At 38.1% G+C, this 13109-nt stretch carries 11 protein-coding genes; 9 read left to right on the forward strand and 2 right to left on the reverse strand.

The genetic code is table 11. The features are described from left to right. Window positions 1-185: 185 nt before the first annotated feature. The 4 genes from ACY650_RS00785 (at window position 186) to ACY650_RS00800 (ending at window position 4039) form a co-directional block, all read left to right on the forward strand. Complete coding sequence (locus tag ACY650_RS00785; RefSeq protein ID WP_462250755.1) at window positions 186-2804, forward strand: ABC transporter permease; 2619 nt, start codon at window positions 186-188, stop codon at window positions 2802-2804. 32 nt (window positions 2805-2836) lie between these two features. Then, on the forward strand, window positions 2837-3166 hold the full coding sequence (locus tag ACY650_RS00790; protein WP_462250757.1) for a PadR family transcriptional regulator: 330 nt from the start codon (window positions 2837-2839) through the stop codon (window positions 3164-3166). Next, entirely contained in the window at window positions 3166-3555 is a 390-nt protein-coding gene (locus ACY650_RS00795) for a hypothetical protein (protein WP_462250759.1), read from the forward strand. The genes ACY650_RS00790 and ACY650_RS00795 overlap by 1 nt, the downstream gene beginning before the upstream one ends. Window positions 3556-3637: 82 nt before the next feature. After that, window positions 3638-4039, forward strand: a complete 402-nt coding sequence (locus ACY650_RS00800; protein ID WP_462250761.1) for a hypothetical protein — start codon at window positions 3638-3640, stop codon at window positions 4037-4039. A gap of 47 nt (window positions 4040-4086) precedes the next feature. Here ACY650_RS00800 and ppk1 read toward each other — a convergent pair whose 3' ends face one another. Further along, entirely contained in the window at window positions 4087-6186 is a 2100-nt protein-coding gene (gene ppk1, locus ACY650_RS00805; protein WP_462250763.1) for a polyphosphate kinase 1, read from the reverse strand. 65 nt (window positions 6187-6251) lie between these two features. Further along, window positions 6252-7190: a malate dehydrogenase gene (gene mdh, locus ACY650_RS00810; RefSeq protein ID WP_462250765.1), complete on the reverse strand. Its 939-nt coding sequence runs from the start codon at window positions 7188-7190 to the stop codon at window positions 6252-6254. A gap of 544 nt (window positions 7191-7734) precedes the next feature. On the opposite strand from mdh, the gene ACY650_RS00815 reads away from it, so the two are divergent. The 5 genes from ACY650_RS00815 to creD all read left to right on the forward strand — a co-directional run bounded on the left by ACY650_RS00815 (window position 7735) and on the right by creD (window position 13107). Beyond that, the gene (locus tag ACY650_RS00815; protein ID WP_462250767.1) at window positions 7735-8067 is read left to right on the forward strand and encodes a PadR family transcriptional regulator; all 333 of its coding nucleotides are present in this window, start codon (window positions 7735-7737) and stop codon (window positions 8065-8067) included. Then, window positions 8068-10722: an ABC transporter permease gene (locus ACY650_RS00820; protein WP_462250769.1), complete on the forward strand. Its 2655-nt coding sequence runs from the start codon at window positions 8068-8070 to the stop codon at window positions 10720-10722. It begins immediately after the preceding gene. Between the two features lie 89 nt (window positions 10723-10811). Continuing rightward, complete coding sequence (locus ACY650_RS00825) at window positions 10812-11426, forward strand: hypothetical protein (RefSeq protein WP_462250771.1); 615 nt, start codon at window positions 10812-10814, stop codon at window positions 11424-11426. Continuing rightward, window positions 11423-11713, forward strand: coding sequence for a winged helix-turn-helix domain-containing protein (locus tag ACY650_RS00830; protein ID WP_462250773.1), 291 nt, complete (start codon window positions 11423-11425; stop codon window positions 11711-11713). The genes ACY650_RS00825 and ACY650_RS00830 overlap by 4 nt, the downstream gene beginning before the upstream one ends. Before the next feature lie 53 nt (window positions 11714-11766). Continuing rightward, window positions 11767-13107 (forward strand): cell envelope integrity protein CreD, encoded by a 1341-nt coding sequence (gene creD / locus ACY650_RS00835; RefSeq protein ID WP_462250775.1) that lies wholly within the window; start codon window positions 11767-11769, stop codon window positions 13105-13107. The last annotated feature ends 2 nt before the right edge of the window (window positions 13108-13109 follow it).

The following is a 13109-nucleotide window of genomic DNA, read 5'->3' on the forward strand; positions in this document are numbered from 1 at the left end:
GTTATTCTCAGGTTAGTCGTAAGAGCCCGTGGAGTACTACTCTCGGGCTCTTTGTATTTAAATTCATCAATTTCGACATAAACGAAACATATAATTTTAACCTTCGTATATTCACCATATAAATCAAACTCTACATATACGAAAGATTTAGTAACTTGTATGACCTTTGCCAGTAATACCGATACATGAATGGTAATAATATAAAACCACCAGGATGGATTCAACGGTTGATCAACCGATATTGCGACCCTTATCTTATAGAAGGTATTTATGGAGATCTAGAAGAACTATTTTTTGAGAATGTAGCATTGAAAGGTCCTGTTAAAGCGAAGCTTATTTACTTCTTTCAATCACTTGGCTTTTTCAGGAGAAGATTTAAAAAACGCTCAAAAAAAGTATCAAACATGAAAGCTATCTGGACTAACTACCTGCTTACCTCATTTCGATCATTAAAAAGGCATAAGGTTTATTTCACTATTAACCTCATTGGATTGATAACGGCTATCTCCTGCTCTCTCTATGCCATGATCTATATCCATGATGAACTTCAATTCGACAACAAGCACATCCAAAGTGAAAGTATTTACAGGCTATACAAAAGACATATAAACGTAGCGGAGAATCAAGACTTCCTTACTTGGGAAACTTCCGGTTTAATGGGACCTACCATGAAAGAAGAGTATTCGCAAGTAACAGATATTGTTCGAGTATGTCCTTGGTTTCAATCCTCCATAGTAAGCTACGATGAGCGCAACATTAAGAGTGAAATGTTCTATTTCGCGGACTCCAATTTTTTTGATTTTTTTGATTTTAAAATTTTGGCTGGTGATAAGCAAACGATGCTTAAGGCTCCTGCAAGTATGGCAATTAGTCAAAGCCTTTCCCGATCACTCTTTGGTGACAAAAACCCGATCGGCGAATCAGTGATCGGCTACAATGACCTCAATTACACAATTACCGGAGTCTTTGAGGATACACCAAGACAATCTAACATGCAATTTGATGCAATTATATCTTGGAGCACCACTGTCCCGAATGTTGGGCCTCTCCAATATAATTGGATGAATAACTGGCTGGCTCAAGGGATATTCACATACATCAAATTAACCGAAGGTTCGTCACCCGAACAGCTGGTTGAAGAACTACCCGACATGATGAATAGACATTTTTCGGAGCGGGCAGATCAGTACTTTTTAAAGCTGCTACCTTTTCGTAAAGTGCATCTCTATGGGGATAACATCACAAGCGATCGGGGTACAAAGACTGGTAGTATTACATTCATTTATATTTTGGGTTTTTCTGCAATTCTCATCTTGCTAATTGCAAGCATCAATTATATAAATATCAGCTTGTCTCGAGCAAGCCAAACTCAATCTGAAGTAGGTGTTCGAAAAGTAATGGGATCGTCCAACGGACAGCTTATGGGAAGATTCATATCAGAAACGTTTATCAGCATATTCATTTCATCCATCATTGCTCTTGGAATTCTTGCACTACTCCTTCCCTATTTAAACAGCATCACCGGTAAGGAATTACCTATGGCATCGCTCTTTCAACCACTCTCTCTGATTTTTCTAGTGGCCTTCATCACGTTGATGAGCATTTTCATTGGATTGTATCCAGCCTATATCTTATCCTCTCCTCAGATATCTAGTATCCTTAAAAAGTCAGGCAAAGTCAGCAATGCTGGCTGGCTACGGAAAGGGCTTATGACATTGCAGTATGCGATATCCGTATTCCTTATTATTTGTACGGTAGTCATCATTAGGCAAACAAATTATTTGATAAATAAGCCACTAGGCTTTAATAAAGATCAAACACTGGTTATACCCATCGTTTCAGAGATGACAGAGAATGCCCTGTTGTTTGAAAGCGAACTGAACAAACATCCTAATATCATTTCCACCTCTACCTGTAGGTCAGGTATTGGAACAGGAAATTTTTCAACTACCGTAATACCAGAGGGATACTCAGATGAACTAACTACAAGAATATTCGGTGTTGATCAAGAATTTTTTGAAACCTATGGTATTGAGTTAAATACCGGTAGAACATTCTTAAAAGGATCATTAGCAGACTCAAATCAACTTGTGGTAAATAAATCTTTTGTAACATTCATGGGTTGGGAAGATCCTATAGGAAAACATATCCGCTTCAGTCCCGAAGGAACGCCTGTCCCAATTATAGGTGTGGTGGAAGACTTTCATTATAGCTCATTGGCCACATCAAGAATAGAACCCATGATTCTTTATCTCGACACTCATCAACTCTGGAATACCTCTGTCAGAATTGGCAGAGGAGACCTTCGAGAGACCATTGAATACATCAACGACACCTGGGATAGATTCGCTGAACGGGCTCCTCTAGATTTTTACTTTGTAGATCAATGGTTTAACGAGCAATACAAAAAGGAAACGCAGTTGTTAAACATGGCTACAATATATGCTGTGATTAGTATGATACTTTGTGCATTGGGTCTTTACGGACTTACTGCTTTGATCTTACAGCAGCGTCAAAAAGAAATAAGCATAAGAAAAGTACTCGGCGCTAGCGTAACGTCTATTGTGTCGCTGATGAATAAACAATTTATTCTCATCATTGTCATCAGTTTTCTTATTTCCGCTCCTCTATCATTCTATTTGATAGCTGAATGGCTCGAAACTTTTCAATATCAAACGAACCTGGGAATCTATCCATTTGTGATAGCAATCTTGGTCACATTTTCCATTAGCGTTGGTATAATAAGCTGGCTATCCAGCAAAACCGCCAATACTAACCCTTCAGAAACTTTAAGCAATGAATAGTAAGATTAATAACCAATCATAACGAAAACCGGATGAAAGGAACAAATATTGGAGAACTTGAAGAATTAATTATGCTAACAGTAGCCTTACTGTATGACGAAGCATATGGTGTTGCCATCCAGAAAGAAATCAAAAAAAGATGCAATCGCTCTATTACAATTAGCACAGTACACGCTGCTTTATCTCGGTTGCAATCCAAAGGGTATGTTGATTCAAGATATGATGGTGCAACTCCTGAACGTGGTGGAAGGAGAAAGCACTTGTTTCAAGTAACAAAGTCCGGTCAAAAAGTGTTGGAACAAGTGAAAGAACAACGTAATTCCATTTGGGATGCAATTCCCAGTATGGCATTCAACAATTAATGATATACGATACCTCCTACCCAGATAAAGAAACCACACGCCAAATCAATAAAGCGGTCGGAGTGCCTTTCTCATTCATGGAACGGTTAAAGATGGGTGGAATCGGATCCAGGCGGATGATTATCCATGAAATCAGTGAAGAATACAAAAAATATCTAAATGCAAACCATTACGTCTCCGTCGCAAACATTGAATTGAGACCAAAAGGTATATTAATACACTTTAGGCACAAGCTCCAATCTTACTCATGGGTCATGCCCTATGATAGCCTCTCAATTACGTATGATAAGACCCTAAAACTTGAAAGCAAGGGTTTTTTCATCCAATTCAACGATCCTCAAAATGACAAGTTCATTGTTCGGATGATTCACCTCAGAGAAAATTCATAGTTAATTTTTATTCAATGAACTTTGATATTTATTTATGTGTATATACATTTAATGTATATACTTTTAACAAACCAAACTTATTATGTCAACTGAAAACAGTAAAGGAATTAAGGTAGGAGCCACAGTGGTTCGCTATTTAATGGGTCTTATATTTTTTGTATTTGGGTTAAATGGATTTTTAAACTTTCTGCCCGGCCCACCAATGGAAGGCGATCTGGGAACATTTATGGGAGGATTAGCTGCTTCGGGATATTTCTTTCCGCTATTGAAAGGTACCGAGGTGATTGCAGGACTTATGCTTCTAAGTGGCTTTTATGTTCCCTTAGCGATTGCCGTGCTAGGGCCAATTACATTGAACATCTTCTTTGTACACGCTTCAATGGAACCATCAGGTCTTCCAATCGCAATCTTCGTATTCGTAGCTAATATCTTTTTAGCGTATGCATATAGAGGCAACTTTGCTGGCATCTTTCAAAAGAAATAACTTAAACCATCTTCAAACAAAAAAGTCCATCCTGTTGATGGACTTTTTTATTTAAAAATCTCGGCTTTCATAATGGAATCACCTTTCACTTTATAAAACTCTTGATGAATGTCAAAAGCTGAATTTCCATTAGGCTCTAAATGGACATATGATCCATTTTCTGTCATCTCGTAAGAATTCACATTGTCCTTAAGATTAAAAGCCAATATGTTAATTGCTTGCTGTTTTAGCAACGGATCACTGATAGTGAAGAGTGACTCTAGTCTTCTATCAAATGAACGAACCATCATATCTGCGCTACCGCAATAAACTTTAGGTTCACCATTGTTATGAAAATAGAAAATACGCGAGTGCTCAAGGTATTCACCAACTATTGATCTTACCGTGATGTTTTCACTTAACCCTTTTCTTCCTGGCCTTAGGCTACATATACCTCTTACGATTAACTTTATCGGTACTCCTGCTTTTGATGCCTCGTACAAAGCGTAGATGGCATCCTTGTCTTGAAGTGAATTCAGTTTTATAACAATCCCACTTGACTTACCAGCCAACGCATTTTCTCTTTCTTGATCAATCAGGCCAATTAAATCTCGTCGCATCTGGATCGGTGCAGTGATGAGATTATCGTAATCATCAGGAATAGAATGACCAGTAATTACATTGAAGAACTCTTGCACATCATTTGCATAAGATTCATTTGATGTAAGTAAGCTAATGTCGGTATACAACTTTGACGTAGCTTCATTGTAATTGCCACTGCCCATGTGAATGAATCTGCTCACCTTCTCTTTTTCTTTCCTTACAATTAAGAGCAATTTGGTATGAGTCTTTAACGATCCCACCCCATAAATCACGTGGCAGCCAGCCTTCTGCAGCCGCTGAGCTTGCTTCATGTTGTTCTCTTCATCGAAGCGTGCCTTCACCTCGAAAAGTACCGAAACGTGCTTACCATTTTCTGCCGCATTCAACAATGCCTCTACTACTCTACTGTTCTTCGCCAGCCTGTAAATAGTTAATTTAATTGAAAGCACATTTGGGTCATCCGCTGCTTGATCTAGCAGGTCTAACAATGGCTCAATGGTATTGTATGGATGATGGAGAAGAATATCTCTTTGTTTGAGGATCTTGAACATATCTTGGTGTTCTACATCCGTCATACTGACTGCAGGAGCAGGCTTTGGTCTTAATGGTTTGAAAGAGTTGAACTCTTCATGATTTACAATTTGCCACAGACACGTAAAATCCACAAGTGACCCTTTGGGAGATTCGATGATATTTTCACCACCTATTTCATACCTTTTCTTCAGTTGCTTGATCAGCCATGTATCTGCATCCTCAGCCACTTCCAACCTAACAACGCGACCAGTCTTACGTGTTCTCAGTTTCTTCTTCATCTCCTCAAGGAAGTTGGCTTCAATATCTTCGGATTCTTCCAGCGTGAAATCTCCATTTCTTGTTAGCCTAAATAAGGAGCTAGATATGATTTCTACATTTTTAAAAACACGATCCAAAAACTCACGAACAATCTTTTCAATCGGAATGAAAATCATCTTCTCTTTATCCTTGATTTCAAAAAATCGAGGAAGGTTTTGAGGAAGCTGGATGAAAGACATCTTCTTCTTTTCCTTGGATTTCAGCGCTTTGGTAACCACACCAAAAATCAAGATGTTATTCATCAAAATCGGAAATGTATGGTAGGTATCGAATACCATCGGAGTAAGCATTGGGAAGATGGTCTTTTCGAAGTATTTACTTGCCATCTTTTGCTGCTTCTCATCTAGTTCATCAAAATCTCTTATTTCAAAATTGTGTGCTTCGAAAGAAGGCCTTAAATCAAGAAAGAGTTGATTTTGCTGTTTCCCAAAATCCTTTAGTCCCTTCAGCAATTCATTTTTGAATGGAATTGACTGAAGGCCTGAATAGTCAATGCGATCATTCCCATAGTCGAGATAGTTATACAAACTACCCACTCGAATCATATTAAACTCGTCTGCATTACTTGAGGTAATGGCTAAAAATTTCAGTTTTTCGAATAGGTTACGCTTCTCTTTACGTGCCTGATCTAACACACGTCTATTGAACTGCAACCAACTAAGATCACGGCTTATCAGATCGCTATTACTGATGAGTTCTTTCGTGTTTTGCATAGACGTAAAAAAATAGACCTGTCCTTAACTAAAAGAACAGGTCCGTAAATTATTAATAATTATCCTTAGATAATGTTCATTTCAGAAAGGATGCCATTCGTCTTGCTAACGGCTGCAGCACTTTCTGCCAGTTTGTTTTTCTCTGCGTCATCAAGCTCAATCTCTACGATTTCCTCGATACCATTTTTACCGATGATTGCAGGTACTCCGATTGATAGATCATTCAATCCATACTCACCTTCAAGTAGACATGAGCAAGGGAACATTTTCTTAGTATCGCAAGCAATTGCTTGAACCATTGCTGAAACGGCAGCACCAGGAGCATACCATGCAGATGTTCCAAGAAGCTTTGTTAAAGTAGCTCCACCTACTTTTGTTTCCTCCAATACATAGTTAAGCTTATCCTCGCTTAAGAATTTAGAAACAGGCACGCTATTTCTTGTTGCAATTCTCGTCAAAGGAATCATTCCGGTATCGCTGTGGCCACCGATTACCATTCCATCAACATCAGAAGCTGGGCAATCCAGGGCCTCAGACAGTCTATATTTAAAACGAGCTGAATCTAGTGCACCACCCATTCCAATGATTCTATGCTTTGGAAGTCCAAGTGCTTTATGAGCCAAGTATGTCATTGTATCCATAGGATTTGAAACTACAATGATGATTACGTTAGGAGAATGCTTGATTAAATTCTCAGCAACAGACTTCACGATTCCAGCATTGGTAGAGATCAATTCTTCTCTCGTCATTCCTGGCTTTCTAGGAATTCCTGAGGTAATAACCGCAACATCACTATCTGCCGTTTTAGAATAATCGTTTGTAGTACCAGTGATTTTTGTATCGAAGCCATTCAAAGAAGCTGTTTGCATCAAATCCATTGCTTTACCTTCAGCAAAACCTTCTTTGATGTCAATAAGTACAACTTCCGCTGCAAAATCTTTGATTGCGATGTATTCGGCACAGCTAGCTCCAACGGCTCCAGCGCCTACTACGGTTACTTTCATGATCTATATTGTTTTAAAATGGGTATTATATTTTCAAGCGCAAAAGTAGTTATTCAACCCGAGAAATTGGTGTTTAAAACGATTGAAAAGCATTTTTATCGTCACAAGCTAGACACACCTCTATACGAATACATAAAAAAAGGAGAACGTCCATGATCTAACGCCCTCCCTTTACTCTACTACAACTTTCCTTATTGAATAATTGTATGACTACAACACGAAGGAAATAAATAATGTTTATAAACTTTCATTTATAATTTTTATGAATTCCATAAACAAATGTTATTTATCGCATTCATCATAGCTAAATAAAAAAGGAGAGCATCCTGCTAGAGACACTCTCCCGTAACTTAACTTTAACCTAAATGGTTAATCCATTGCTGTTCTCAGGCATATAGACGCAAATCAATCCAATCAAGTTCATTAATAAATATTTATATTTCTTATCATTTACATAAACAATAATTATGTGATTTGAAATTAATTCACCATTACTATAACAAAGTATATACAAATGCGTATATCTTTAACAAAATATATAGTAATGAAGAAAGAATATCTTGGTGAATTTGAAGAGTTGGTTTTGACCATGGTTGCATTACTTGGCGAAAACGCATACGGTAACGCAATAGTGGAAGAGATTGACTCTAAAATTGGAAGAGAGGTTAATCTCAGTGCTGTGCATGTCACACTATACCGAATGGAGGACAAGGGCTATGTCTCTTCAGAGATGGGTGGTGCATCAAACATGCGTGGCGGCAGAAGAAAACGAATATTTACAGTGACCAATGCAGGACTACAGATGCTCCAGTCATTAAAAGAGCAAAGGCAAGAATTATGGTCTCTTATTCCAGATCTCAAATTCTCTATTGCTTAGATGGAACCTCCTAAGTGGATCATCAAACTAATTAGTTCCTATTGTCCTCCACAGCTTGCAGAAAGCATCATTGGAGATGTATGGGAGCAATTTCTCAAGGATAAAGAACGCTATTCCAGATTCAAATCTAATCGACGACTTCTCTGGAATGCCTTCCGATTTTTTCGCCCAGGCATTCTATTACGAAACTCAAAAACTCAACTCATAAACAGTGCTATGTTACGTATCAACTTACTCCTGGCTTTTCGCAATATGCGGAAGCACACTTTCTATTCAGTCATAAATATTTTAGGACTTGCCCTGAGCATCACTTTTGGACTGCTGGTGTTTTTCTATGTTCAAAATGCGATCAAGCATGACACCTTTCACAATGAACACGAATCTATTTTCCGATTCACCAAAGAAGTCAGAAATCGAGAAACTAACGAACTCATTTCGAGAAATAGCACCACTGGAAATCAACTAACCGAAGATCTCAGAAGTGAAGTCCCTTCAATCAAACACATCTCTCGCCTAATATCTGGTTCTGGATATGTAAAAAAGGGATCAGAAACATTTACGGAAAAAGTAACGCATGTTGATCCTGAGTTTTTCGAGATCTTCTCCTTTCCAATTATTGATGGTAATCCCAAACCGCTCACCAACGTGTCGCAGGTGGTCATAAGCCCTAAGATGGCAGAAAAGTATTTTGGAGTTGCCAACCCAATAGGAAAAGAATTAGAAATAGCATCCGGAAGTCAGTCCAATACTTATGTCGTTTCGGCAGTGGTTGACCCATTGGATGGATTGAATAGCCTCCCATTTGATTTAATCATTCACATAGACCACATGAAATACATGGTGTCAGATCCGGAATTCTTAAAAGGCTATGACATATCCTTCCTAGAAACATATTTAAAGCTAGAACCCAATTCGAACGTCGCTGCTTATGAAAATCTCCTATCCGAAACCTTTGCAAGGTTTGCCCAAATCACCGAACGAGATGATAGAATAGATATCAAACTACAGCCAATATCAAAGCTTTATTGGTGGAGCAATAAGTATGGTCAACAGGGAGAGGCTATCTCTTACAATCCTGAATATGTTTTCATTCTCATTGGCTTGAGCATTTTAGTACTTATTGTGGCGGTATTAAACTTTGTAATGCTGACTAGCAGCCAGTCTTTTAATCGGATTAAGGAATTCGGCATAAAGAAAACAATGGGCGCATACAAGCGTCAACTGTCTGCACAGCTCTTTTTGGAAGTGTTTATACTCACTTTCTTCGCCGGAATAATTTCATTGATCGGCACATACTATTTTATTCCAGTTTTCAACACGCTAACCAATGCATCTTTGAGCTTTCATTTAAGCCTGGAGCTGATTGGGTTTATGGTCATAATCATAGGGCTTATCTCATTGATCTCGAGCATCATTTCTTCCGGAGTAATCCTTAGATTAAAAACCACGAATGCACTCAAAGGAACACTTTCACTTAGTGGAAGTAGTCTGACCAGAAATGTAATGGTTGTCATCCAATTCACCTTTTGTGTAGGCCTAATCATCGGAACTTCAATTTTTAAAGGACAGATGAATTACATAAGCAACAAATCTTTGGGATTCGAAAAAGATGAATTAGTTGAAGTGGAATTACCAAGCAATCTTAGCGAGAGCGAAGCAGTCTTAGCATTCGATCGATTCAAAACGGAATTAAACAAAAGTGCAGGTGTCATTAATTCAGCCGCAACAATGACTACCATGTCTGTTGTTCATTGGACAATATTCTCCTTCGACCAACATGATGCACCATTGTTGAAACTAAACTTAAACTTGGTATCCCCTGACTATGTAAAAACCATGGAGCTAGAGATTGTGGAGGGAAGAGATTTCAGAAAGGGAGATACAGGCAAGTCCATCATTGTCAATGAAGCTTTAGTGGAAGAAATGGGATGGGAAAATCCAATAGGTAAGCAAATTCCTGGCAAGCACTTTCAACGAACTCATGAAATCATTGGAGTTGTAAAAGACTTCAATTTTAATTCGTTGCACAGTGAAGTTCGTCCATTGATACTGGCAACAGAAGTGGGGCACATCACTGAGGGTATGACAGGGATTTCATCATACGTATGGCCACCGCAATTCTTTACAGCAGTCATACGCGTAGCTCCAGGTGATGCGTCCGATACAGAAGCCACTTTAAAGTCGGCATGGCAAAATACAATGGGAGATCTTCCATTTGAAATGAGGTATGTAAACGAAATACTCAATCAAAAATATCAAGAAGAAAAGCGTTATAGCTCAATCATAAATTATGCTGCGGGATTCTCACTATTTATTGCTTGGCTTGGTCTTCTCGCATTGACACGTTTGGTTATCCAAAAGCGCTTTAAAGAAATGGGAATCCGAAAAGTGTTAGGATCTACATCTACTAACATCATTCTGCTGGTATCAAGAAAGTTTATCATTTTGATTGGGCTGGCAACATTAATTGCTTCCCCTATTGCATGGTGGCTACTCAATGATTGGCTGGAGCAATTTGCATATAAGGTCAATCTTAACCCTTTGATCTTTTTGGCTTCAGGATTAGCTGTGATTGCAGTCACATTCATTTCCATAAGTATTCAGTCATTGAAAGTCTCGCACATCAATCCATCAGAAGCACTTAGAATGGATTAAAATTCTTGATTTCCTGGAAATTTTAAGGACGGATATAACATTTATAATATCCGTTCGTATATTTACTTTGTATTTCAAAGTACTTTTAAATGAAAGAAAAATACATTGAGGATTTAAAAGAGATTAAAGACATTATGAATCGCTCCTCTCGATTCATCTCATTGAGTGGTCTTTCCGGTATTTCAGCTGGTATTTGCGCATTAGTAGGTGCGTACATGGCCTATCAAACTGTATATATGGATCAAAACTATTTAGGTTACCGCCGTGCGTTTCTCAATCCCGAGACTTTCACACAGCTACTGCTCATTGCGGTGGTCACACTAATAGCAGCACTGGGAACAGGAATCTATTTTACAACTAGAAAAACAAAAAAACAGAATCAAAAGATTTGGGATACGCAAACCAAACGTCTACTTATAAATCTTGCGATTCCATTAGTTGCGGGCGGAATCCTTTGCATAATGCTGCTGGATAAAGGTTATGTAGGAATTGTAGCACCACTCACTCTGGTCTTTTATGGATTAGCTCTTATAAATGCCAGCAAGTACACCCTTGATGAGATTCGGAGTCTTGGTTTATTGGAAGTGGCATTAGGTCTAGTTGCAATTCAATTCATTGGATATGGTTTACTATTTTGGGCCATTGGATTTGGTGTACTGCATATCGTATATGGCGTCATCATGCAATTGAAATATAAATCGTGAAAGAACTACTCAAAGACTTAGATAAAGCTTTTGAAAACAAAATCAGGCTTGGCATTATGTCAGCGCTGGTAGTCAATGAGTACCTCGACTTTAACACACTAAAAAACCTGATTGATGTAACAGATGGCAACTTGGCCAGTCACCTTAAATCATTAGAAAAGAAAGAATACATAGCCTTCAAAAAAGAGTTTCTGGACAGAAAACCAAACACCAAATATCATGCGACCAAAAAAGGAAAAGAAGCATTTAAGAGACACATTCAAGCAATTGAAAAACTATTGAAATAATATTTTTTTACTCATTCACTTTGAATTTCAAAGTACTTTTAAATATCTAAAAAATGAATACAGAAAACACACCAATGTTGAGAGCTAATAGCTTGCTAAAGAATTCTGTGATGTTAAAATTGATCACAATCACGATTCTCATGCTACTACTACTTATACCAGCTTCGATGATCAAATCGATTATTCAAGAACGGGAACAACTAAACAATGAAACCACCAATGAAGTGAGCTCAAAATGGGCTGAAGAACAATTGGTAAATGGTCCAATTCTTACGATTCCATTGACCTACGAATATGAGCAAGAAGATAAGAAGTATTTGACCACTAAATACTGGCATATCCTTCCTGAAAATCTAGACATAGATGGTAACGTCACTCCGGAGAAACTCAAAAGAGGGATATATGAGGTAGTGGTTTATAAATCCAAATTGAATGTTTCTGGAGATTTCATCATAAACCAAAAACCAGATCAGCAAAACCTTAAAGCCATAAAATACGATCAAGCATTTCTCACCATTGGAATCTACGATCTCAGAGGGATCAAAAATCAAATAAAGCTGAATTGGAATGGGAAGGACTTAAAAGCAAAACCTGGATCTATCATTCCAGACTTAATATATTCTGGAGTGACCATTTCGGTTCCTAACGTCAAAGAATTACTCAGCCAAACCATAGACTTCAACTTTTCACTGGACCTTCAAGGAAGTAGAAATCTCTCATTCACACCACTAGGTAATACAACTGTCGTCAATTTAAAATCCCCCTGGCCATCCCCTTCTTTTGACGGCAACTTCTTACCCGATGAGAGAGAAATCACTGAAGAAGGATTCACCGCCTCATGGTCCGTGTTACAACTAAATAGAAATTATCCTCAATCGTGGATTGGAGGTAGTCATAAAGAAAACCTGGAATACTCTGCATTTGGTGTCAACCTCATTCTCCCTCTGGATGATTATCAAAAATCATATCGATCTGCCAAGTACGCAGCCATGTCGATAGCACTAACATTCTTGATCTTCTTTCTTGTAGAAGTACTGAATAAGCGTAAGATTCATCCATTTCAATATGCATTGGTGGGCCTTGCATTATGCTTATTTTATGTGCTTTTAGTCTCCATTTCAGAGCATTCTAATTTCAATTTTGCCTATGGCGTCTCTACGCTTGGTGTAGTCACAATGATTTCATTGTACTCACTGAGTGTGTTCAAAAAAATCAAGCTTTCAATGCTTCTTCTGGCTACCATTACAGCCATTTACGGATTCCTCTTTGTAACACTTCAACTTGCAGACTATGCTTTACTGATGGGTAGCTTAGGACTTACAGTAATCCTTGGTTTGACAATGTATTTCACCAGAAATATCAACTGGTATCAACTTAATATCGAAACAGAGTAAAT

The sequence above is a fragment of the Ekhidna sp. genome (assembly GCF_963691765.1).
In the GTDB taxonomy this organism is placed as follows: domain Bacteria; phylum Bacteroidota; class Bacteroidia; order Cytophagales; family Cyclobacteriaceae; genus Ekhidna.

Bases quoted from the DNA above. Each gene is read 5' to 3' on its own strand.
- ACY650_RS00785 (WP_462250755.1), top strand. From the start codon at position 186: ATGAATGGTAATAATATAAAACCACCAGGATGGATTCAACGGTTGATC.
- ACY650_RS00815 (WP_462250767.1), top strand. From the start codon at position 7,735: ATGAAGAAAGAATATCTTGGTGAATTTGAAGAGTTGGTTTTGACCATG.
- mdh (WP_462250765.1), bottom strand. From the start codon at position 7,190: ATGAAAGTAACCGTAGTAGGCGCTGGAGCCGTTGGAGCTAGCTGTGCC.
- ACY650_RS00790 (WP_462250757.1), top strand. From the start codon at position 2,837: ATGAAAGGAACAAATATTGGAGAACTTGAAGAATTAATTATGCTAACA.
- ACY650_RS00800 (WP_462250761.1), top strand. From the start codon at position 3,638: ATGTCAACTGAAAACAGTAAAGGAATTAAGGTAGGAGCCACAGTGGTT.
- ACY650_RS00795 (WP_462250759.1), top strand. From the start codon at position 3,166: ATGATATACGATACCTCCTACCCAGATAAAGAAACCACACGCCAAATC.
- ppk1 (WP_462250763.1), bottom strand. From the start codon at position 6,186: ATGCAAAACACGAAAGAACTCATCAGTAATAGCGATCTGATAAGCCGT.
- ACY650_RS00825 (WP_462250771.1), top strand. From the start codon at position 10,812: ATGAAAGAAAAATACATTGAGGATTTAAAAGAGATTAAAGACATTATG.
- creD (WP_462250775.1), top strand. From the start codon at position 11,767: ATGAATACAGAAAACACACCAATGTTGAGAGCTAATAGCTTGCTAAAG.
- ACY650_RS00820 (WP_462250769.1), top strand. From the start codon at position 8,068: ATGGAACCTCCTAAGTGGATCATCAAACTAATTAGTTCCTATTGTCCT.